The sequence below is a fragment of the Poriferisphaera sp. WC338 genome, assembly GCF_050931845.1.
Taxonomy (GTDB): Bacteria; Planctomycetota; Phycisphaerae; order Phycisphaerales; family Phycisphaeraceae; genus Poriferisphaera.
Genome location: NZ_CP194516.1, coordinates 3,787,310 through 3,807,913 on the forward strand (window position 1 = coordinate 3,787,310; position 20,604 = coordinate 3,807,913).

At 48.5% G+C, this 20,604-nt stretch carries 17 protein-coding genes; 10 read left to right on the plus strand and 7 right to left on the minus strand.

What is annotated here, in order from left to right; genetic code table 11:
* Positions 1 to 446: 446 nt before the first annotated feature.
* Positions 447 to 1,253, plus strand: coding sequence for a ThuA domain-containing protein (locus ACQ6WK_RS15680; protein ID WP_432798330.1), 807 nt, complete (start codon positions 447 to 449; stop codon positions 1,251 to 1,253).
* A gap of 153 nt (positions 1,254 to 1,406) precedes the next feature.
* Here ACQ6WK_RS15680 and ACQ6WK_RS15685 read toward each other — a convergent pair whose 3' ends face one another.
* Entirely contained in the window at positions 1,407 to 2,153 is a 747-nt protein-coding gene (locus ACQ6WK_RS15685) for a hypothetical protein (protein ID WP_432798331.1), read from the minus strand.
* Between the two features lie 393 nt (positions 2,154 to 2,546).
* Here ACQ6WK_RS15685 and ACQ6WK_RS15690 point away from each other — a divergent pair, with 393 nt between their 5' ends.
* Together ACQ6WK_RS15690 and ACQ6WK_RS15695 are read left to right on the plus strand one after the other, a co-directional pair.
* The gene (locus ACQ6WK_RS15690; protein ID WP_432798332.1) at positions 2,547 to 2,951 is read left to right on the plus strand and encodes a VOC family protein; all 405 of its coding nucleotides are present in this window, start codon (positions 2,547 to 2,549) and stop codon (positions 2,949 to 2,951) included.
* A gap of 78 nt (positions 2,952 to 3,029) precedes the next feature.
* The gene (locus tag ACQ6WK_RS15695; protein WP_432798333.1) at positions 3,030 to 3,281 is read left to right on the plus strand and encodes a hypothetical protein; all 252 of its coding nucleotides are present in this window, start codon (positions 3,030 to 3,032) and stop codon (positions 3,279 to 3,281) included.
* Positions 3,282 to 3,371: 90 nt separating this feature from the next.
* On the opposite strand, the gene ACQ6WK_RS15700 is transcribed toward ACQ6WK_RS15695, so the two are convergent.
* From ACQ6WK_RS15700 to ACQ6WK_RS15725, 6 genes are all read right to left on the minus strand, one after another.
* On the minus strand, positions 3,372 to 4,517 hold the full coding sequence (locus ACQ6WK_RS15700; protein WP_432798334.1) for a hypothetical protein: 1,146 nt from the start codon (positions 4,515 to 4,517) through the stop codon (positions 3,372 to 3,374).
* Between the two features lie 1,527 nt (positions 4,518 to 6,044).
* Positions 6,045 to 7,364, minus strand: coding sequence for a matrixin family metalloprotease (locus tag ACQ6WK_RS15705; RefSeq protein WP_432798335.1), 1,320 nt, complete (start codon positions 7,362 to 7,364; stop codon positions 6,045 to 6,047).
* Between the two features lie 506 nt (positions 7,365 to 7,870).
* On the minus strand, positions 7,871 to 9,016 hold the full coding sequence (locus ACQ6WK_RS15710) for a GGDEF domain-containing protein (protein ID WP_432798336.1): 1,146 nt from the start codon (positions 9,014 to 9,016) through the stop codon (positions 7,871 to 7,873).
* A 398-nt stretch (positions 9,017 to 9,414) separates the two neighbouring features.
* Positions 9,415 to 10,674 carry an FG-GAP repeat protein gene (locus tag ACQ6WK_RS15715; RefSeq protein WP_432798337.1) on the minus strand — a complete coding sequence of 420 codons (1,260 nt, stop codon included), beginning with the start codon at positions 10,672 to 10,674 and terminating at the stop codon, positions 9,415 to 9,417.
* A 254-nt stretch (positions 10,675 to 10,928) separates the two neighbouring features.
* Positions 10,929 to 11,678, minus strand: coding sequence for a hypothetical protein (locus ACQ6WK_RS15720; protein WP_432798338.1), 750 nt, complete (start codon positions 11,676 to 11,678; stop codon positions 10,929 to 10,931).
* A gap of 75 nt (positions 11,679 to 11,753) precedes the next feature.
* Positions 11,754 to 12,629, minus strand: a complete 876-nt coding sequence (locus ACQ6WK_RS15725; RefSeq protein ID WP_432798339.1) for a TIGR00282 family metallophosphoesterase — start codon at positions 12,627 to 12,629, stop codon at positions 11,754 to 11,756.
* Between the two features lie 134 nt (positions 12,630 to 12,763).
* Between ACQ6WK_RS15725 and nrdR the strand changes: the two genes are divergently transcribed.
* From nrdR to ACQ6WK_RS15760, 7 genes are all read left to right on the plus strand, one after another.
* On the plus strand, positions 12,764 to 13,252 hold the full coding sequence (gene nrdR / locus ACQ6WK_RS15730) for a transcriptional regulator NrdR (protein ID WP_432798340.1): 489 nt from the start codon (positions 12,764 to 12,766) through the stop codon (positions 13,250 to 13,252).
* Positions 13,253 to 13,810: 558 nt separating this feature from the next.
* A complete protein-coding gene (locus ACQ6WK_RS15735) occupies positions 13,811 to 14,248 on the plus strand; it encodes a CBS domain-containing protein (protein ID WP_432798341.1) in 438 nt (145 codons plus the stop codon).
* Positions 14,249 to 14,481: 233 nt separating this feature from the next.
* The gene (locus tag ACQ6WK_RS15740; protein WP_432798342.1) at positions 14,482 to 15,831 is read left to right on the plus strand and encodes a glycosyltransferase; all 1,350 of its coding nucleotides are present in this window, start codon (positions 14,482 to 14,484) and stop codon (positions 15,829 to 15,831) included.
* A gap of 318 nt (positions 15,832 to 16,149) precedes the next feature.
* Positions 16,150 to 17,010 carry a type II secretion system protein gene (locus tag ACQ6WK_RS15745; protein ID WP_432798343.1) on the plus strand — a complete coding sequence of 287 codons (861 nt, stop codon included), beginning with the start codon at positions 16,150 to 16,152 and terminating at the stop codon, positions 17,008 to 17,010.
* Between the two features lie 371 nt (positions 17,011 to 17,381).
* Positions 17,382 to 18,212, plus strand: coding sequence for a type II secretion system protein (locus ACQ6WK_RS15750; protein WP_432798344.1), 831 nt, complete (start codon positions 17,382 to 17,384; stop codon positions 18,210 to 18,212).
* 575 nt (positions 18,213 to 18,787) lie between these two features.
* Complete coding sequence (locus tag ACQ6WK_RS15755) at positions 18,788 to 19,675, plus strand: type II secretion system protein (RefSeq protein ID WP_432798345.1); 888 nt, start codon at positions 18,788 to 18,790, stop codon at positions 19,673 to 19,675.
* 225 nt (positions 19,676 to 19,900) lie between these two features.
* A complete protein-coding gene (locus tag ACQ6WK_RS15760; protein WP_432798346.1) occupies positions 19,901 to 20,566 on the plus strand; it encodes a hypothetical protein in 666 nt (221 codons plus the stop codon).
* Positions 20,567 to 20,604: the final 38 nt, after the last annotated feature.

The window sequence follows — 20,604 nt, forward strand, 5'->3', positions numbered from 1 at the left end:
TCGACCATTTGATAATCAAGGGGCAGAGTTCTGAAGCCACGGCATCGCTGAAGAAAGGTATTGGCGCCCTGACATTATCACTATCAGAGCACGGCTTCAGATCTCTAGCCCCGGATTGTCATTCCCTATCCCCCTTGCCACATCAACCCATCGATCGCCCGGAAAGGCTCTTGTCCACCCCACTTACCACCAACCAATCGCATCTGCCACAGGCTGCCCGTCGACCCGGATCATATTCCCCAAACCCTCTCCCGAAAGCCCGACGTACCCCCGTCCCCTTTCACACTATATAGACGACACCGCTTTCCAACTGTTTCAGCTTTTTATAAAAAAAATTCGCGCATCCGGTATAACCCCTTGATCCACCCGTCAAGCTCTCTAAACTGCCTCCATACTAGGCGGCTCAACGTATACCCCCCCCAACAAACTTCCATAGGAGTTATCACATGTCCAATTCCCCCCTCCGCGTTACCGTCTGGCATGAGCACGTCCACGAACAAACAAGCAAAGTCGTCAAGGATCTCTATCCCGACGGCATGCACGGCGCCATGAAGGCCGGCATCGAGGAATACCTCGGCCAAACCGTTACCGTTCAAACCGCCTTGCTCGAACAGCCAGAGCACGGCCTCACCGACGAAGTCCTTGCCAATACCGATGTCCTCACTTGGTGGGGTCACGCCGCTCACGACAAGGTCGACGATGAGATCGTCAACAAGGTCCACCAGCGCGTCCTCGAAGGCATGGGCATCGTCATCCTCCACTCCGGACACTACTCAAAAATCTTCCAAAAACTCATGGGCACCACCTGCTCGCTCCGTTGGCGCGAAGCAGGCGAAAAGGAACGCCTCTGGGTCATGAAGCCCGGCCACCCTATCACCGATGGTATTGATGGCGAATTCTTCGAAATCAAAGACACCGAAATGTACGGTGAATTCTTCGACATCCCAGACCCAGATGAAACCGTCCTCATCTCATGGTTCGAAGGCGGCGAGATCTTCCGCTCATGCTGCACATGGGACCGCGGCAAAGGCAAAGTCGTCTACTTCCGTCCCGGCCACGAAACCTTCCCCATTTACTACCAAAAAGAAGTCCGCCAGGTCCTTGCCAATTGCGTCGCCTACGCTGCTCCTAAATCTTCCGCACCTGTCCGCCTCACCGCAGACCAGATCCGCCCCTCTCTCGAGACCATTGAAGGTGATCATCAAGCCGACGAATCCCTCCACGAACATCAATATAAAGAAGCCGGCAAGTAAGCCAATACAATCTACCTAACCATGCGTTAGACAATGAGATTATCCAAACCCACGGTTTCCACACCGTGGGTTTTTCAATGAGTAGTCAAAAAAACAGCCGGCAATCTCTTGATCGCCGGCCATCATCTACATTTTTAATTGTCATCTATCTGCTTAACCGCGACGACGACGCGCAACCATTCCCGCCAACATCAAACATCCAAAACCAAACGCACTCGGTGAAGGAATCGTCGGCACACCGCCACCCAACACCAACCGGTACGGCGCCTGGGGTAGCGTTGAACCACCACCGGATGTCAAGGGACTTGCTACCGAAACATTCACCCCTGTGTTGAATGTATTATTCACCATCTGAAAATAGATATACTCCGCATCGTCATTATCAATTGCATTCTTCAGCCAGTCCGTCACATCATACTCAACCTCTTGTACTTCTTGGAGTGGACTACCCAAACCATCTAGCACAGATGACACCGATGCACCGGCTTCGACGGTGTAAGCTAACTTCGCATCAGATGCACTCGGCGTATAAAACGGCTTTACATATGCCGCAAGCGACAGATTAATATCACGCCCCGAACCAGCACTCAATAACGAGGCACTCGGCCCATCAGTTTCTACCCCGCCGAAATCAATCGCGTTATAAGCTGTAAAGATAAACGTCGCTTGATTAAAGTCGCTAGTTGAAATACCAGAGTTCAATTCAAAATAAACTAAGCCATCAACGTACACTTCACCATCATTGATCGCTCTTGGGAAGAAGTGATCCACATACGTCTCACTAAGTGCATCAACCGACTTCTCTGCATAAGATGAAAGCGTCGTCGCAGCCATCGCCGAACCTGACAACACAACACCTAAACCTGCCGTAACAACACAACAACACACGCGACTAATCATACAAGTCTCCCTCTTCAGAAAGTAATGAAACAACCTGCTCTCACCATTACGCAACATACGCAATAGCATACATCAATGCGCAAACTTCTTTGATATAGATGCACCATTTTTTACTACAACACAGCGGAAGAAAGGCTCCCCGCCTTCCGAGCATTTCTTGCCTAATAATATACGGACAATAACAATCTCTATCTCCTCCGAACACGCAAAAACGGGCAAACCCTTAACGACATAGCAAAACGTTCAGCATCTCAAACCCAAGGCCCCACCCGCCGCTTGAAGGCGCATTTATAAACAACCCTCTGTCCTCTGCGGTTTACCACTTTTCATTTACCACACCACATACGCCACTACAATATAGCTTCAACAACCATAACCCGAAAGCTATCTATCATGATCAAACAACTCGCACATCTATGTATCCATGTTACTGACCTTGAGCAAACTAAACATTTTTATCACACTGTTCTCGGCCTACCCATTCAATTCACATTCATAGAAAACGACAAACCATCTGGTTTCTACATCAGTCTTGGCAATAACACTTTCATCGAAGTTTTCCAATCACAGGACAACATCCCGCTAGGCCGCATTACTCACATGTCACTCGAAGTCACCGACATGGACGCTATCATCGCACTCCTCCAATCACATCACATTGAAGTCACACCCAAAATACTCGGCGCTGACCACGCCTATCAAGCATGGACCACAGACCCCGATGGCAACCGCATCGAATTCCATCAATACACACCCAAAGCTCTCCAACTCACCGGCGGTATATGCCTCGTCCCCTAATCTGACTCGCTACATATAACTTATATCTCTTGGCCACACCCTTGCGTCTATAATCCCATAGCACGAAAGGAAGGCCGCATGATCTTCAATCCTGATTGGGACTGGACCTACACCGAATTTATGGACACAATCAATAAGGTGCGCGAACGCGCAGCTCATGATGCAGAATTTCACAGCCGCTGTATCAATACACCTCACCAAGCCATCGAACAAACCGCCGGCCACCCTTACACCGCACATAACATCATCTTTGTTGATACCGTCGAAGAAGCCAAGCTCTACACTGATTCGCAACATACACTCACTTTTATCCTCCCAACACCATCTTAATCCAATGAACAACCACCTACTCAAAATAAAAACGACACACTTTCGTGTGCCGTGACATTTTATTTCTCAATCTTATGGCTAGGTCATGATCTAAAAATCCGGGTCCTGCATCGCAAGCATCTGTTCAATATCATCCACCCGCATTCCTGCGCGGTAGGTCGCTTGCGACTTCTTGTTTGCTTGTGGATTTGCTTTACTTTGTTCAACATTCTTTGATGCAGCTGGTGCCTCAACACCCAACGCCGCTTCTAAAGCGCGCCGCGCCTTCTCTTGCTGAATTTGAATCGCTTTGAGCTGACGAGACTGTTCTACTAACTGCTCGCGCAACTTCAAATTCTCATGACGCAACCGTTTCTCTTGACCACTGCTTTCATGTGTTGAATAAGCTTCAAAATCTCCAGTAGCTTCTTCATCTAGCTGTTGCATCTCCCAGCCACTCATCGGGCTGTTCACACCTACCGCACCAGTGCTTTGTGCCGATGCTGTCGGAACTTTCTCGCCGCCCATAAACGCAACCGAGAACAAACTCACTGCAGCGATCAAGACTGCTGCTGCCCATGAGGTGTAAGTCATCTGACGCATGCGGTATAACTGATTATGTACGATAGCCAATTTTTCATTTGCTTCATCAGTCTGACGCTGTGCTAAAAGCACACTCGCACCAGCCAACTTTTGGAACCGACGTGTCTGCGCTTCTGGTGATGTATCCGAACAATCATCCTCTTCGCTAAGCAATTTGCCCGGACGCATAAAACCCTGTTGCTTCATCGGCCAACGTTTTTCTTCGTTCTCTTCACTCGGCTCCCACCACTCGCCATCATCGTCATGCCCAGTTCCAACAGCTTCACCCGGAAGTGGCGCGTATTCACCCATCTCACCTTGTCCGACTGGCACTTGTGCTGCTGGCTTCTCAATCGTTTTGTTCTGGCTCTTCCGTGCTTTCATCTTGCCCGCCCCAGATGCCTGCTTTGCAAGTGCTTCTCGATCCACCGGAAGCTCGATTGCTTCCTCGGTTTCAAGTACATCTTCAATATGAGCTTCGGCAAGCTGTGGATTGGGACTCAAGCCCGCTACATGCTCACCTGCTTCATCATCAAAGCAAACATAAACCTCGCGCCGACCGCGTTCACCTTCTTGCCATTCAATCATGTTGCTTGATATGCGTCTGCGGATGGTGCTTGCACTCACACCAAGGGCCTTCGCTGCCTGATCAACAGATAACCATTTGCCTGCCATCGAAACCCCTCTCATGAACTGAGAATACATAAACAAAAGTAATACAGATCAACAGAACGAGTAATTGCCAGCCCATCGTCTTGAGCAATGCTACGACATGAGCCTCCGTTCCTACCTTCGTCATTTTGAATGGGACAATCCATGAGACGGCCCACGACAATCATTTGTTATTGACGCAAAATGAGTCTGGTGTGGCTAATAACTTTTCTAACGATTAGTACAACTTGATGGGTTACGTAGGTAGATTACTCGTCCTCATCAGTAAGCTTCTGATGGTCAATACGCACGTTTATACATTTGTGATGTCATGCAACAATAAAACAAGCGGTTTAATAAATCATCGAATCTTTAAATCACAAGAACCAGCAATATTGCATGACCATGACACAACACCACACGCGGTTTCATACGGAAAGGCCAATCTTACCGCTGAACCAAATATGGAATGACCGTGCAATCACTTGATGCTCGCAAGTAAACACATTTTCCTTCCTACCTTCATTACAACAATAAAAAAACGAGCCCTCAGCCGAAGCCGAGGACTCGAGGGGGGGGATCAAATTTATGTACTAGCAAGAACGCCTAGTGCATTCACGGTCGCTAGCTTGATGATGGGGAATTCCCCTAACACCGAAACCAATGATAGGTATTGTTTGGTAAAAATCAACCCATCAGACGAATTTTCAACAAAAAAGCAACGCTCTTTGTTCCCAAGACAATGCCGTTACACAGCTTACGTTGCCAAGGTGATGTCGCAATATACCTAATGTTATTTGCCACGTTTGTACGTATTATCCCCCGCTTGAATAAGAACTCTCTCTGCCCTGATATAATTCCACGTGTAATCAATCTTTATAATCTCGAAACGTCTACACATTTTTATTGAATCCGAATAATAACTCAGTTTATGTGCAAGTTGATTAGCTGAACATCTCATATGATCTTTCTGAGCATCTCACAAAGAAGTAGATTTGCGTAATTGACTTTTTCAATTATCCACAGATTACCCACACTTATCTGTATAGCATATTGAGATTTACATGCAGTCTTTCAAAATCAATCGGCGATAGAAATGCAGATTATAGCGCGTAAAAAAAACCAGCACTGCGGAGAACTGCAATGCTGGTCAGGAGGGATTTGGTGCTAGTCCTTCTATGCCTGTGACACCAACACCAATCAAACAAGGAGACGCCAAAATTTCCCAACATACGATCTTGGCTTACTCACCAGATCTATGCTTGTGTTTTCCTGTGTTGTGATCCAAATGCCTGTCATTCCCAATCATTCATTCTTGGGATCTGGCACATACATGCCGATTTGGATCACGCAAAATACTAGGTGTGCTTCCTATCGTCGTCCACCATTTCCCTTAAATGATTTCCAATAAAGCTTAAAATTTAAGCGACTATTGTGACATAAAATTCAATCGTTTTTCCCGTACGTCTAATGCAAAAACAACCTCGCCGAAACGAGGTTGTTAGGAACTTTGTTTGTATCAGGATGACCTTTACCGCGATTAAAAGCTCACTATGCAATACGACGTTGATGTAACAATATAAGTGATGAGAGGGAGAGCAATGCCAGTGCGGTGGGTTCGGGGATGGCAGTAACATCGATGGAGAGGCCGTAGAACTGCGTATCGTCGGCAGTGCCGGTGACGCGGAGGAAGTAATCGCCAGCGGAGAGGTTGTAATTGATCAGTGATTCGGCGATACCCGCTCCGTTTGCGCTGACGGTTTCGATAACAGAGCCGAGTGCGTTCAGGAGTTCAAAATTAAGGTTACTGAGCGTTCGCATATTGAGTGAGGTTTCGGATCCACCTTGCGGGCCCTGGTTGTAGGTGATGCCAAGGGGATCGAGAAGAATATCGACTTCTGAATCAGTAGCGACTTGGAATTTATAGACATCAATGTCGGAGTTATCGTCGATGGAAACGAAGTCGGATTGCTGCGCAGTGACCAGCTGTGATGCGGTGCGATCGGCATCGTTGCCGATAGACCATGAGGTGCCATCGGTAAGTGTGCCGAGATCTTGCGCATTGGCGGTGCTGTCGTTGCCGCCTGCTGCTTCATAAGCATCACCATAGAGGCGCTGGACCATAAGGATGTCATCCATTTGCGGGCCGTAGAAACTGGTGTTGATGAAGGGTTCCATGAGTTGGCGGGAGTTGTTTGAGATAACGTGCGGGATACCGATGCCGTGCCCGATTTCGTGCTCGAGGATATTGATCAGACGCGGGTTGTTGGTGGATGAATTGATAGGACTGTTTATATCGAAAAGTTCCCACCCCGAAGCGTTATCAATATCAAGGAGCATATCACCGTTAATGGGGAAGTAATTGTAAGCAAGTGTGTTTGAGCCAGAATGACCATCAATGGAAGCACCAGCGACACGGATGTCGCCGCGAGTACCGATAGCGCCAAGACTGCCACCTGCCCCGTGTTTGACACCATCGTCATTAGGTTCATAGACGAAGGTGAGGCCGGAAACTTCACCCCAGCGTTTGTAGGCATTATCGAAAAGGCCAAACCAATTGCGTTGGGTGAGGTCAGCGCCACCGGTGCTTGTGGGATCGAACTGCGCATCAAGGACAGAGATAAGCGTGCTGTGGTGGGGGCTGGGGTGAGCGCCGGAGGAAGAAGAGCTATCGGTTGCTGTAAGATCAGGGACGATGGACCAAGTAAGTGTCACGGGGATACCGTGCGTAGAACTGGAGCCGATGAAGCCATCTGTGGCAGTGATGGACCAGCGGCTGAGGCCGTTGAAGGCACTATCGAGCGCAAAGATGGAATTTGTTGCCATTACGGAAATTGCCGCAACAGCGGCCATCGCGAGAGTTGATCGCATCTGTCTTCTCCAAGGTTTAGCGAATCTCGTTGTGACTGTATGGTTCGTACTTGCAGAAATGCTTGGCAAGAAATGACCTAAGACTAGAACTATACTAACCAATTCGCACAATGGAGTCACGTCCAAAACCATGGGGTACGTATCAGCAGACTGAAACAAATTTATTTACTGCATAACTAAGATCGTATGTGAATTTAGGCAGTTTACAACTACACCTCCCATTCGGGCTATTTGACAGGTTATTGTCACACTCCAGTCATGCGACAGCACTTTCTGCACCGGTTTTATGTGTATGTGAATCGCCGATGCCAAACGGGGTGCACTGCTACATCATCTGACACATGCCGACAACAAGCATCCTTCTTAGATGATTCGTCAAAAACTCCCGCAACCGGAAACACAAAACTGATTGCAGATCAACAAGAGAAAATAAACTTGCAGACATGCATAATTGTGGCGATTACTTATTGATGTCGTCATATCGATATGACAAAACCTACGAAGTGTTACGCCGCTTGATGTGATTCAGGGTCAATATCTACAGATGCATCCTCTATCCGTTGATTAGATTCAATAGACTGCGTTGTATCCTGACTGGTCGATTTAGTGCAGCCTTTGCCAGCATCCTTAGCTTCATAAAGACGCGTGTCTGCGAGCTTCACAAGGTTGGAGCCGGTTTCGCAATTGTCGGTAAAAAGTGAAGCGATACCAATGGAGAGATTAGGTTGAGGTGCACCGGCAGGTAATGTGATGCGCGTTTGCTGTAAGAAAAGTGTACGTGCGTGATCGGCGAATTGCTCAGCACGATGAAGCGGACAACCAGGCATAAGCAGGAGAAACTCATCGCCACCGAGACGAATAGGAAGATCATCATGACGGATCGAACCGCGAATGATGGAAGAAAGAAGCGTGAGAAGGGTGTCGCCAGTGTCATGCCCAAGCTGATCGTTAATGTGCTTAAAGTTATCCATGTCAATCATGAGCGCAACAAGATCGGTTTTGGTCGCAAGCGCAGCAGCGGTCATGATTGGAAGCTGTTCATCCAAACAGCGACGATTTGCAAGATCGGTAAGTGGATCACGCTGTGCAAGGTTCTCAAGCTTATTGCAAGCACGTTTGGTCGCAGATTCGATACGAGTTGAAAGGGTGCGACGAAGCTGAACGGATTGATGATGATCACGAATACCCTTGGCAGCAATGCGATGGGCGATTTTAGCGATACGACCAACTTCATCTTTCCGCTCTGTAGGCAAATCTTTCACAGAAGTCGGGGAAGGATTGGCATAGACCTCATAAAGACTATTGATCAAACGATCGACAGGCGAAACAACCCATGATCGCCCGAAGATGATAAGCACGGCAGTGATCACCGCAAGACCAATGAAGAGTGGCCAGGTTTGAAAACCGAGCTTTGCTTCGGCAATACCAACGGAGATGCCGGCGGTCGTGGAAACCAATACAAGCAACGATGTTTTGTTGCGCAAAGTCGCGCCATCCCATCGTGGCGGTGCTTTACGACCAGCTACGGAGAGGTCTTCTTCAAACGGCACTTCATAGATGTCGTCTAAAGGTCGATCAGATTTGTTTGGGGGAAGATTGCTTTTTTCAGGCGTGTTCACTGATAAAGAATCGGTTCGTCGAGCAACCGGCATGAGCGGCTTCACGTCCGAATAGGTCGTGGTTTACCGGTTATAGGGATCGGACCGGCTTCCAAAGTGAGTCCAAATCGTTTTACATCACAAAACAAGTCATGTTTACTCAGAGGAATCGTCATCTTCAGGCGACAATGGGAAAAATGCGCATCGGCCAAACGGATTCTACGTGATAGAGATGAAAGAAATGCGCCAGGGATGCGGCTCGATCCTCGGCGTTCTTTCAAACAGTATGACATGATCCTCATCGGGAGAATCCATGGGGATATTATGGCAAAACTAGGATGAGTTCGAAATATTGGGCGTGTTAGATACAAGTGCGTGGCATCAAAAAACTGCACACATGCAAAGATGCGTACAGCGCCGATTTGTCGTGATGGATGTTTGAAAACACAAGGTTAATGTCTGCGGCGGAGGAATGCGGGAGCGAGTAGTGAGAGGAGGGTGAGTGAGGCGGGTTCGGGGATTTCGTAGAGGTAAGCGGAGCCGGCGCGTGAAGCAAAGTCGTCGTTGCCAAAGGCACCGATGATGGAGTTGTTACCTGCAATGGCCACCGCAGCGCCGAAGAAATCCGCTTCGGCAGCATCTGATGCCGTGATTTTTGTGATTTGCTCCCCAGTTGTGATATCGAAGAAGTATGCAGAGCCCGAGTCTTGCCCATGGTCATCATCATGCCATGCGCCAACGATAGCGATATCGCCTGAGATGGCGACGGAGATGCCGAAGCCATCACCTGATGCCGCATCATCTGCGGTGAGTTTAAAGAGTTGCTCGCCGGTGGTGACATCAAAGAGATAGGCAGAACCGGAGAAAGAGCCATCATCATCGTTGCCTTGAGCGCCGACGATGGCGGTGTTACCGGAGATTGCGACGGCGTGTCCGAAGCGATCATCTTCTGCTGCGTCGTCTGCGGTAAGTTTGTGGAATTGCTCGCCGGTGGTAGCGTTAAAGAGGTAAGCAGAACCCGAACGTGTGCCGTGATCATCATTTTCTATTGCGCCAACGATAGCGATTCCACCGGAGATGCCGACAGATCGACCGAAGTAATCCCCTTCATCGGCGTCGAGTGCGTTGAGTTTTGAGACCTGCTGTCCGGTTGTGGCGTTGAAGACGTATGCGGAGCCTGAGAAGCTGCCGAAGTCGTCATCGCCATAAGCGCCGACGACGGCGAGGTTGCCGGAGATGCCGACGGCGCTACCGAGATAATCATCTGCAGCGGCGTCATCTGCGGCGAGCTTGTGTATTTGTTGGCCGGTGGTTGCGTTGAAGATGTATGCGGCACCTGATCCCAAACCGTTCTCATCGTTATGAAATGCACCGACGATGGCGTGGTTACCAGAGACACCAACACTTTCACCGAAACGGTCGCCCATAGCGGCGTCGTCAGCAATGAGTTTGTATGTTTGCATGCCGGTGGTAGCGTCGAAGAGATAGGCAGAGCCAGAAAGCGTGCCGCGATGATCATCGCCCCATGAACCGACGATGGCGTGGTTGCCATGGATGCCGACAGCGCTGCCGAACAGGTGGTCTTCGCCGGGGTCGTTGGGGAGGATTTTGGTTTTTGCGTAAGTGGTTGCGGCGAAAGCCAATGTGGCGAGCAGGGTTGAAATCGTAATAATTGCGTGCAACCGCTTGGATGAGCACAGGCGTGTTGTCATCATCCTCTCCTTAATATTGTGTTTTAGATAAAATCACACAGGCGTGACATTACAGAATAGCACAAATTATGAAAGACCAAAGCAAATGTGATAGTCCCAATATTGGGATGTGGTTTCTGTTTATGACAAGGCGAGGCATAGCGCAATGAGATGGTGGGATGTGAAAAGGTTGTGATGGTGGGGGGAATGAAGCTGGGAAGGAAAGGTGGTAATTGGTGTATTGTGAGGTGATGCGGCTAATGGGTTTGGGTTGGTCATGATTGGCTGGTGTGCGCTTGCCAGATTTTGGATTTGTGAGTGAGCCAACGGTTGCTGAAGATCCTCGCGATGATTAAATCCAAAATCAAAAAACTTAATACAAGCATCAATAATATGGGGAAGGCGACGTTATGTAGTGCTTGCAAATTATCTGTCAGAAGCTTGCCGAGAGTTGGAAATCCAAGCCAATAGAGGACGTAGATCATCGTGATCGAAATTACAAGGCAAAATTCAAATTCAGCGTATTGATTGTATTTGTTTTCCAGATAATCCATCTCCTTGTCTTCAAGATTCTCATTCAGTTCTGTGTATTCATTAACGGGTAGCTTCCAGCCGCACTCTGGGCATGACGTTTTATTGATGTTTGACAAGTTGTAGTCACAGTTCACACATTTTGTATATGCGATTGGTCTTTGTTGGTAGAGGTTGATCAGCCAAGCCTTTTTATGGGTTTTTATGAACCAAAAATGATGGCCGATATAGCACAGAAGTGGAGTGACTGCGAAAGTAATGTAGTAGTACTTGTTTTGCGTTATGCTGATGAGGTCGCTTGAGAAGTTGATGTAGAAGTCACAGATGAAAGAGAGGATACAGGCTGTTGCCATGCAGTATAGCTGTGTTCTTTTGCCTTTTCGCATGTCGCATTCGAAGCAAAACATCCGGATGTAATGATCCATTCGTTTTACAGAGATGCTGTCGAATGCACCAAACTCATTGCGATCAATTTTCTTTGCTTGCTCAAACATATCTGGTTGTTTGGTGACAAGTGCGGGTTAAACAAAATGAATCTGATGAAGTGGTGCTTGTGTTATTTTGGCGCATCAACTTGCGGTGAAAGGGGGTTTGGTGGTGTCGGCGGGGAGGTCTAAGCGCTGGATAGAGGTGGCGAGCTGGGTGGAGGGGTCGATGTCGAGGATGATGCCAGCGGTGACGGGGGAGACGGCGGCGACGTCGAAAGGGGCGGGCATCTGCGTGGTCATGTGTGAGAGAACACGATCGACACGGCGGCCGAGGACGGAACCTGTTGGGCCACACATGCCGAGGTCGGTGATGTAGGCTGTGCCACGGGGAGAAGGTTGGTCGGCAATGGAGCCGTCGGAGAGTGTTGGGGGGAGGATGCGCGCGTCGGCGGTGGGGATGTGTGTGTGTGTGCCAAAGACACAGGCGACGCGTTGGTTGAGGTACCAGCCGAGGGCAACTTTTTCGGAAGTGGCTTCAGCGTGAACTTCGGTGATGATGATGGCCCCCGGATCGTGTCTTTTAATGTCTTGGATAAGTTCATCACAACAAACGAAAGGATCGGAAGAAGGCATCCCCATGAAAAGGCGGCCTAATACTGTGAACACATAAATGTTTGCTGAGAGTTTTTGATCTTCCGGGCCATGAGTTAGCTTCATGTACCGTGGACCGATGGCTTTGTCGGAAATGTTTGCAGGCCGGATGATGTTGGGTTGGTTTTGGAGAACGCCGACGATATGGTTTTTTTTGTAGACGTGGTCGCCTAGGGTAAAAGCATCGACACCAGCATTCGATAGCTTTTTGTAATGGTCAGGGGTGAGACCGGTGCCGTTGGAGGCGTTCTCAGCATTGGCGATAATCAGATCAGGGGTATATTGTTCACGCAGGACTGGTATCGCTTGTGTAACAGCCTGACGGCCGGGAGTGCCAACGATGTCGCCGAGGATAATGATTCGCATGAAGGTAGGTTAGTGGGTGCAGGGCAGTTGGTCTAGGATGGGGCGCAAAGGCTTACTGTGAAGCTGGGAGATTGGGGGAAAGTTAAGGTAGGAAGAGTGTGGACCGTGAGCGCAGGTGTTTGTAAGCTAAGGACATGCGATGCCCGTACTGCCATGATAATGATGATAAAGTGATCGATTCCCGTGAGAGCGAAGGTGGGAAAGTGGTGCGCCGTCGGCGAGAATGTAAGAGTTGCGGCAAACGGTTTAGTAGCCGCGAGCGAATCGAGGAAACAACACGACTAACAGTGATAAAGAAAGATAACAGTCGCGTGCCGTTTGACCGGAGCAAACTACTGACGGGTTTACAGAGGGCGTGTTACAAGCGGCCGGTGCCGACAGAGGTGCTGACAAAAACCGTGGAAGAGGTCGAAGAAGAATTGCTTGGCCGAGGCGAGCGCGAAGTGGCGGGGATTGAGATCGGGCGGATTATGGCAGATCGACTCAAGGGGATCGACGCGGTGGCGTACCTACGATTTGCGAGTGTCTACATGCAGTTCAAAGATCTGGATGACTTGATCGCAGAGGCGGAGGATGTGAAAAGTCAACAGCGCCCGGGCGAGGGGCAAGGCAAATTATTTTAGTTTAGGTGAATGATGTTTCTGTGGGGTAATACACGCTGAGATTGATGTGTGCATGCGTGGGATACGATGAACACCTGATAATCAATAACCTTTCTTTACTTGAAGATTTTCACATTGCCTCTGTAAAACTCATGTCTAATCAATGATTAGACGATGCTGAAGCATCACTCCCGAACTGCCACAGGGTGCATGGTTGCATATATAAGAAATATACAATAACTGCTGACAGGCTCTAACGACTTGCGAAGATGATTAAGATCGAATATGGGGAATATCTGTAGGGCTTTGCCGGTTAATGGAGAGGGATTGGTGCGATGTTCAGCTTTGCCGTGCGTCTAAGTGGGGTTGCACACGAAGCCAAAAAAAGCTGTATCAACCGTTTGGTCTGTGATAGATTGATGAATGTCATGTTATACGTTTAGGCTGTATTTTCAGGCTGATTCATATCTAAATACGGGCCTATGATTTATTTAGCGAGTTGCAGCGAGACTGTTTTGTTTTTGGGACAGAGACAATATCAAATGAGATCATCGCTGCGTAACACATAGGAGATTTACGATGGCAACAGTGAATCAAATTTTGGCGGATAAGGGTGATCGCGTTTGGGTGGTGGACCGTGAAGCGACGGTTTTAGATGCGGCCAAAATGATGAATGAACAAAAAGTTGGTGCGCTAGTTATTACGGATGAGCATCACGTCGTATTAGGCATTTTTTCCGAGCGAGATGTGCTGAGGCGTGTTGTGGCCAAAGGGATTGATCCGGGCGTGGTAAAGGTAGGTCATGTGATGACGGATGAAGTAATCTGCACCAAGGGTAAAACTGATCTTGAAGAAGCAAGAGGAATTTGTATGAGCCGACGCGTACGACACTTGCCGGTGGTTGATGATGAAGGCAAACTGCAAGGACTGATCTCGATCGGTGACTTAAATGCATGGGACTTGTCTGGACATAAACGTACGATCCATTACTTGCATGAATATCTATATGGTACTTAAACCACTATGGCAATATGAGCCTGGATAACCGCAAAAAAATCGCATGGTGTGACTACGTGAAGAGAAGCAAGAAACTCGCGCTGAGCGCGGGTTTTTTATTACACCAAATGGGCATATTCAGAAATGATGAGCAGATAGATGAACAATCCATGCGCGATCTTAGCGCAGAGTTGATATCAAATATACCTTGATTGCATTTTGTTTGGTCAATGGATGGCTGCAGGAGCACAAGTATGAACTGGATGATCTATGTGTACGTGGTAGCAATGGCAGGGGTGTGCGGCCTGTGGACATATTTCAATTTTTCAAGAACATACCGTAGTAACCTGAAACATCGGCTTGACCCTGATAAGGTCGGTGAATGGTTAAATACCTCCTCCTCCTGCCCTATTACGTCTGATGTTCTTGTAAATAAAGAAACAGCACAATGTATAACACAAACAAAAAACAACGAACACAAGAAACTGGGGAGACTTCCGGGTGGAATGAAACTTCCAGGAGTCGCAGTATTATCACCGGGTCGAAACGAAGGTAATCATATTGGCAAAACAATGCCGGCGCTATGCGAGCAAAAATATGATGGCCAACTGCGAGTGGTATTCATTGATGATGATTCCGACGATCATACAGAAACAGTTTGCGCGGAACTGATTGAGGAGCATAAGAACCTAACGATACTGCGGAATCAGGGGGATTTGCCAAGGGGATGGGTTGGCAAATGCTGGGCACTCGCAAGGGGGTACGAGAAATTAAAAGAGGTCGAAACTGAAGCATCTAAGCGCGGAATAGAATCTGCTGAATTGATCTGTTTTACCGATGCAGATATCCATTGGAAAAACCAATGCTTACAAGGTGCGGTCGAACATATGATGAGAAACGATGCAGATGTAGTCGCACTTTTTCCAACACTTAAATTCGGTAGCACCAGCGAAGCCATCGTGCAATTGCAATTGATGTTAGCACTCGGCGTCTTTTATCCATTCGATAAGGCAATGGACCCAAAACATCCGGACACTTTAACGACCGGCGCATTTATCTTGGTCAAGCGAGAATGGTACGACCGTATTGGTGGACACAATGCTGTGAAAGGCGAAGTATTAGACGATATACGTTTGGGTATTACCTTAAAGACAGCAGGTGCGAAGGTACAGATTGCAATGAGCGGCGGATTACTTTGGTGCCGTATGTACGAAGGGTGGTGGGACATGTGGGAGGGGCTAACTAAGAACGCCTTTGCCGGATTGAAGTACAGCTACTTACGTGCGATTGGCCTGTTTGGTTTGACGATATTTGGAACGGTGCTTGTGCCGGTTTATGTCATCATCAGTTTGATGCTGCTGAGTATGAATCTAGGATCGTGGTGGGCATGGTGCGGATCGATTTTAGCAAGCGGTGCCTGGCTATTTCAAACACGCATGATGAATGCCATTCGAAAGATGGTAACACTAAACGGTTGGTATGCACTGACCATGCCGATTGGGTGCGGGATCTATCTTATTATTTTGTCCGCCAGTATTTGGCACAATCAGTTTGGTGGGAATATCTGGAAAGGTCGCAGATACGTGCGACCAGCAGTATCCTGAGAGCTACCAACATACAAATCACATAGTTATATAAATAAAACCCCCGCCAAGACCCTAAAATGAAGATAACAGAGGGAAAACACTTAGGTTTTAGAATATCTTTTATTTAAATGTTGCGACCTGCCGCCTATTACTTATATAATACAATTGTCGTGTTGCTGAGTCGCAACAAAAGCGCGAGAGAGAATCATATCTGAGCGTGGAATTTGATTTGCGAGATCGATTTGGGCCTAACCAGCATTTCTGCCCACTCCACATGTCTGACGATTGGTTCTGTGTTTCAATTTAACTGTTATTGCTTTTTGTGAGGGCATACCCATGAAGCGAGCGTTTACACTCATTGAATTACTAGTGGTCATTTCGATCATTGCATTATTGATCGGTATCTTGTTGCCAGCACTCGGTGCTGCAAGAAGTACTGCACGCGATCTGAACTGCCTGAGCAATATCAGACAGATTGGCATCGCACAGCAGGTCTACATTATTGATTACAAGAGCCACTTTACACCCATGTCCAGCCCATGGGGTATCTCTAATCCGGATGCGCGCTTCTGGCCAGGTATCCTTGCAAAACATGGTATTCTCTCATCGCCTGAGTTTTTCGACTGCCCAAGCTTTGACCCCATTAATCCGGATTTCCTTGAGATTGGGAAAACTGATCCAGCCACTGGCCCAGTAGCCACCATCGATCTTGATCCGCGTTGGCTGAACGTTCAATACGGCATTAACTACATGCATATCGGTGCGATGTGGCGTAAATTTGGCTATAGCACTGGCGGCGGTGGATGGGCGGCAGACGGCGTTTCCCCTGTGACACCTCGTATTGCTGACATCAACAACCCAACCAAAACCATTGTCTTCACCGACTCCTACAACCCCGGCCAAGCGATGCTTGGTGACGATTACGGTCGTTGCTTGGTCCGCGACTCATGGAATGCACCTGCAACACACCGGCACGAAGCGCATGGCCGTCACGTGAATGGCAGTGTGAATGTTGCATGGGCCGATGGCCACGCCAGTGCTGTTGTGACACCTGCAAACGTCAAAGGCAACAACGGCGTACCACAAAACTTTAATGACAGCCCCTACACCCCTGATGCACTGACCGACCACTGGGTACATTACGCATCACAGCCGGCTGGCAGCAAGGAAGAAACACTCTGGGATATTGATACTTAAGCACGTAAATCCTCAAAAACATACAAAGCATCAATCATAATGATTGATGCTTTTTTCATGCATAATTGCTCTGAATTCAGAGCCTCTAATCATAATCAAAACTGCAGTAGAACCAGATCACTAACATAGAACACCACATCTTATTCTTCTTTCACAAAATAATTATATAATTTAACCGAGAATGGTATTTACTTAGTTTAGTAAGGTATTATACTAGTATTGGTTGATCGCTATGTTTTCGGGGGCATCGTACCGAAAACGTGGTTGCAGTTGCAGAATCTTGCGAAGAGGTCCGGGCTAGATCGCGGCATTCATCAACTCATCTCACAGACTTATTCACATATTTCTTACGGAAACGTGAGGGCACATCCATGAAAAGAGCATTCACCTTAATCGAGCTTCTTGTGGTCATTTCGATCATTGCGTTACTGGTCGGCATCTTGCTGCCGGCACTCGGCGCGGCTCGCAAGACCGCACAGGCAGCCAACTGCCTCAGCAATCAGAAGCAACTCACCACCGCGTGGCTTATCTACGCCACCGAATACAAAGATCATGCCGTCATGCTCCAAACCGACTGGCCGGGCCTACCCAACGCCGTCGACGCAGACCGCGCCTACTGGCCAGGCCTCCTGAACAAGTCCGGCATCCTCTCGGACCCCAAGTTCTATGACTGCCCATCATACGATCCAGAGCGCACACTCCACCTCACCGTTGACGTCGATAACCCCAAGGATGGCAACTGGTTCTACGTGCAATACGGCTACAACTATCTGCACATCGGCTCGCAGATTCGTAACGCCTCCAAGATCTTCGGCGGCGGCAAGTGGTACACCGTCGATGCGGAGCCCATCACGCCGAAGATGTCCGACATCCGCAAACCGACCAGCACCGTGATCTTCGCCGACTCCTACGGGCCCAACTGGCAGTTTCTAAACTCTGCCAATGAATCCGGTATCTACATCATCCGCGATTCTTGGAACACACCTCCCAGCGGCATCTATGAAGCACACGCCCGTCACAGCTCCGCGGTCAACACCTCCTATGCTGATGGCCACGTGACTGCTGTCAAAACTACCTACGACCCCATTCAGTACGGCGTGCCGATGGTGCTCGAAGACTCAGCCTACACACCAGACACACTGTCTGACTGGTACCTTCAGACTAGGCTCGCTGGCGAAGAAAGCTTCTGGGACATCTACTAAACCCCGGAACTCTGGCATGCGAGGCCGCTAACCTTTAGCTAAGCATCCCAGGCAAATCTGCTACACACGGCTTGCACTTCCATCAGCAAACCGGCATATGCAGATCCAACCGAATCTACGTCGCTGAAGCATTCGCTAAGCCGCGCTGAAGATTCGAACAAACACGCAAACGCAAAGCCCGCCAAACGGCGGGCTTTTTGTCGTGGAGATATATTACAAAAGCTTAAATTGACTTAAAAGTATAACATGACATTCAAGTCGTTTTGCTCGCAAGAAAAATTTAGGTCAGAAATTGTTCTTGGCAATATTATGGAAGTCGTACCAATTTAAACAGAAAAAGATTGATATCAATTTACGCTGAGATATATTTTTTAATGAGGTTTGGTGAGCGGTTCATATTAGAACATCTCATCTTTGCATTTTTGAAAACACATCCATCTTTCACTTCCGTCGGGCATCTTGTCTTGTTCTGGATGTTGTTAATTCACGATTAATCATGCGCTGTCTGTGGCTATGCGAAAGCGCATTGATGCTTCTTATTCTACGGACTCATTTAATTAGTTGGAGAACATCATATGAGCCTGCATCACTTCTATTATGTCAAAAACAAAGCGTTTACACTCATTGAATTACTAGTGGTCATTTCGATCATTGCATTATTGATCGGTATCTTGTTGCCAGCACTCGGTGCTGCAAGAAGTACTGCACGCGATCTGAACTGCCTGAGCAATATCAGACAGATTGGCATCGCACAGCAGGTCTACATTATTGATTACAAGAGCCACTTTACACCCATGTCCAGCCCATGGGGTATCTCTAATCCGGATGCGCGCTTCTGGCCAGGTATCCTTGCAAAACATGGTATTCTCTCATCGCCTGAGTTTTTCGACTGCCCAAGCTTTGACCCCATTAATCCGGATTTCCTTGAGATTGGGAAAACTGATCCAGCCACTGGCCCAGTAGCCACCATCGATCTTGATCCGCGTTGGCTGAACGTTCAATACGGCATTAACTACATGCATATCGGTGCGATGTGGCGTAAATTTGGCTATAGCACTGGCGGCGGTGGATGGGCGGCAGACGGCGTTTCCCCTGTGACACCTCGTATTGCTGACATCAACAACCCAACCAAAACCATTGTCTTCACCGACTCCTACAACCCCGGCCAAGCGATGCTTGGTGACGATTACGGTCGTTGCTTGGTCCGCGACTCATGGAATGCACCTGCAACACACCGGCACGAAGCGCATGGCCGTCACGTGAATGGCAGTGTGAATGTTGCATGGGCCGATGGCCACGCCAGTGCTGTTGTGACACCTGCAAACGTCAAAGGCAACAACGGCGTACCACAAAACTTTAATGACAGCCCCTACACCCCTGATGCACTGACCGACCACTGGGTACATTACGCATCACAGCCGGCTGGCAGCAAGGAAGAAACACTCTGGGATATTGATACTTAAGCACGTAAATCCTCAAAAACATAGCCAACCGTTCTTTCATGGAACGCGACTGTCGATCTTGTGATCGACAGTTTTTTATGCGCCCAAGCGGGATAAAAATGCAACTCTGCATAAATCAGAGGCTGATTGCGCCGAGTTGGTAAAAATAGTATTGCGTGTCTTGACGGCATTGACCGGGAGAGATACTTTCAACTTGTTACTTCAGACAAAATCCGGAGCAGCTTCATGTGGCAAATGGTTTTAGACTTGATCAAATGGCAACTCATCACCGACACCGGCGTCGATGCAATGGTCTATTTCGCCATTGGTGGTTTTGCCACAACACTGTTTGTCCTGCGACTGCTGCTAATGCTCTTTGTTGGCGATGATGGCGGAGACATCGACTTAACCTCCGCGGACATCGCCGATGCTACCGACGGCATGGAAACCGGTGCCGCCTTCAACCTTTTCTCCCTGCTCTCACTCCTCGCTTTCGCTATGGGCTTTGGCTGGATGGGTCTTGCAGGCCGCATCACGTGGGAACTCAATCCCACCATTTCACTCTTTATCGCGCTCGCATTCGGCAGCATTATGATGTTCGGTTCCGCCTTCGCCATGATGTATATCCGCAGATTCGAAGGCACCAATGTCTACGATGTCAAAACCGGCATCGGGCGCACTGGCCGGGTCTACCTCACCGTCCCCGCCAACGCGTCTGGCCAAGGGCAAGTCGAAGTCACCGTCTCAGGACGGCGCAAAATCTTCACCGCCATGACCAAAGGCGCAGAGCTCAGCGCCTTCTCCAACGTCCGCATCACCGAAGTCGGCGATGATGAGGTGATGTGGATCGAATCCACCGAAACTCAACCATCCACGACTACAACTGAGGCGCAAGACGCTCCTCCTGCATAACTCCCTCATCCCCTCGCCTTAAACACATGCGGTTTCAT